This is a genomic window from Streptomyces sp. UNOB3_S3 (genome assembly GCF_020740895.1).
Classification (GTDB): domain Bacteria; phylum Actinomycetota; class Actinomycetes; order Streptomycetales; family Streptomycetaceae; genus Streptomyces.
Genome location: NZ_JAILXP010000657.1, coordinates 1 through 1,751 on the forward strand (window position 1 = coordinate 1; position 1,751 = coordinate 1,751).

Below are 1,751 nucleotides of genomic sequence, written 5' to 3' on the forward strand. Positions count from 1 at the left end.
GTCGTGCTGGAGACCGTGCGGTACGCGGCGCCGCCGCCACCGCCGTCCTCGCGGTTCGCGGCGGCGCGCAGTCTGCCGCTGGGTTCGTTCTTCTCCCCGCGGCTGCGCTGGTCGCTGGTGGGGCTGGCGGCGGCCGTGTGCGGGCTGGCGGTCGCGTCGTGGCTGGTGACGGGGGAGGAGCCGGTGCACGCGGCGTATCTGTCCCTCCTGGACCTCTTCGCCATCAACGACCCTGCCATCGGGCAGCCCATGGGACGGCAGATCCTCCAGCTGCTGTCCGGGCTGCTGGGGCTGTTGCTGCTGCCGCTACTGGTGGCGGCGGCCCTGGAGGGCCTCGGTACGTTCCGGTCCGCCTCGGCGCTGCCGCGGCCGCCGCGCGGGCTGTCCGGGCATGTGGTGCTGCTGGGGCTCGGCAAGATCGGGGCGCGGGTGCTGGCCCGGCTGCGCGAACTCGGCATCCCGGTGGTCTGCGTGGAGCGCGACCCGCAGGCCCGGGGCGTCGCCCTGGCCCGCTCGCTCCGGGTCCCCACGGTCATCGGCGACATCACGGAGGAGGGCGTCCTGGAGGCGGCCAAGATCGCCGACAGCCGTACCCTGCTGGCGCTGACCAGTAGCGACATCACCAACCTGGAAGCCGTTCTGTACGCGCGAGGCGTCAAACCCGACCTTCGAGTGGTCATGCGGCTGTACGACGACCGCTTCGCCGGCGCGGTCTACCGCACCCTGCGGGACTCCCACCCCCAGGCCCTGACCCGCAGTCGCAGCGTCTCCTCGCTGGCCGCCCCGGCCTTCGCGGGCGCGATGATGCGCCGTCGGATCCTGGGGGCGGTCCCCGTCGAGCGGAAGGTCGTCCTCATCGCCGCCGTGGAGGTCGAGGGCCACGCCGCGCTCCAGGGCCGTACGGCGGGGGAGGCGTTCCGCCCCGGCGCCTGGCGGGTCCTCGCCGTGGGCGGCCCGGAGGGGACGCCGCGCTGGGACCCGCCGCCCGGGCACGTCCTGGGACCCGGGGACCGGGTGGTCGTGGCCGCGACCCGGGAGGGCCTGGCGGAGCTGCTGGGCCGCCGGCCCCGCTCCCGCACGGACGCGGGCGGCGGCCGGACCGGCTGAGGGGCGCACCGGCGGGCCGTGGCCGGGCCGCCCCGGCCTTCGGCCCTACGCGGCGGCCCGGTGTCCGCGCCGGCTCACCACACGTCCCCCGGCCGCCAGTCGCAGACGAGCTCCCCGTCCAGGTCCGGCCCCGGCGCGGCCACCGGAAGGACGTAGACGCTCCCGGCCTCCTCCGGGATGCGCCGCATCCCCGACGGGGCGAGGACCGCCAGCGGCCCTCGCCACTGGCGCCAGCCCCGGCCCGTGTACAGCGGAGCCGCCTCATCCGAGGCGCCGAGGGCGCCCAGCTCGTACGCGCCCCGCAGCAGCACCCCCTCCAGCGCCCCCATCACCGCCGTCGCGAGGCCCTCGCGTCGGCGGCCGTCGCGCACGGCGACGGCCTCGACGTACCCCGTGCGCAGCGCGCGGCCGCCGTGCAGCAGCCGGCGCTGGACCAGCGAGCCGTGGGCGAGGAGGACGCCGTCCTCCCACACCGTGGCGTGGATGCCGCACAGCGCGTGGTCCCAGTCGTCGTCCGTGAAGCGACCCTCGAACGAGTCGTCCAGCAGGGCGCGGATCGCGGCCAGTTCGGCGGCGGTGAGGTCGGAGGTGTGCGCGGTGCGCGGCTCGGGCATGGGGGCGGGCCTCCTCGCGTCGGCGGGGGT

The 1,751-nt window shown here is 76.9% G+C and carries 2 protein-coding genes; one reads left to right on the forward strand and one right to left on the reverse strand.

Annotated elements, in window-relative coordinates; translation table 11 throughout:
- Window positions 1-1,107, forward strand: a 1,107-nt coding sequence (locus K6I33_RS34770; protein ID WP_229358789.1) for a TrkA family potassium uptake protein, incomplete at its 5' end; no start/stop codon positions are given.
- 74 nt (window positions 1,108-1,181) lie between these two features.
- On the opposite strand, the gene K6I33_RS34775 is transcribed toward K6I33_RS34770, so the two are convergent.
- Window positions 1,182-1,721 (reverse strand): GNAT family N-acetyltransferase, encoded by a 540-nt coding sequence (locus K6I33_RS34775; protein WP_229358790.1) that lies wholly within the window; start codon window positions 1,719-1,721, stop codon window positions 1,182-1,184.
- Window positions 1,722-1,751 lie beyond the last annotated feature (30 nt).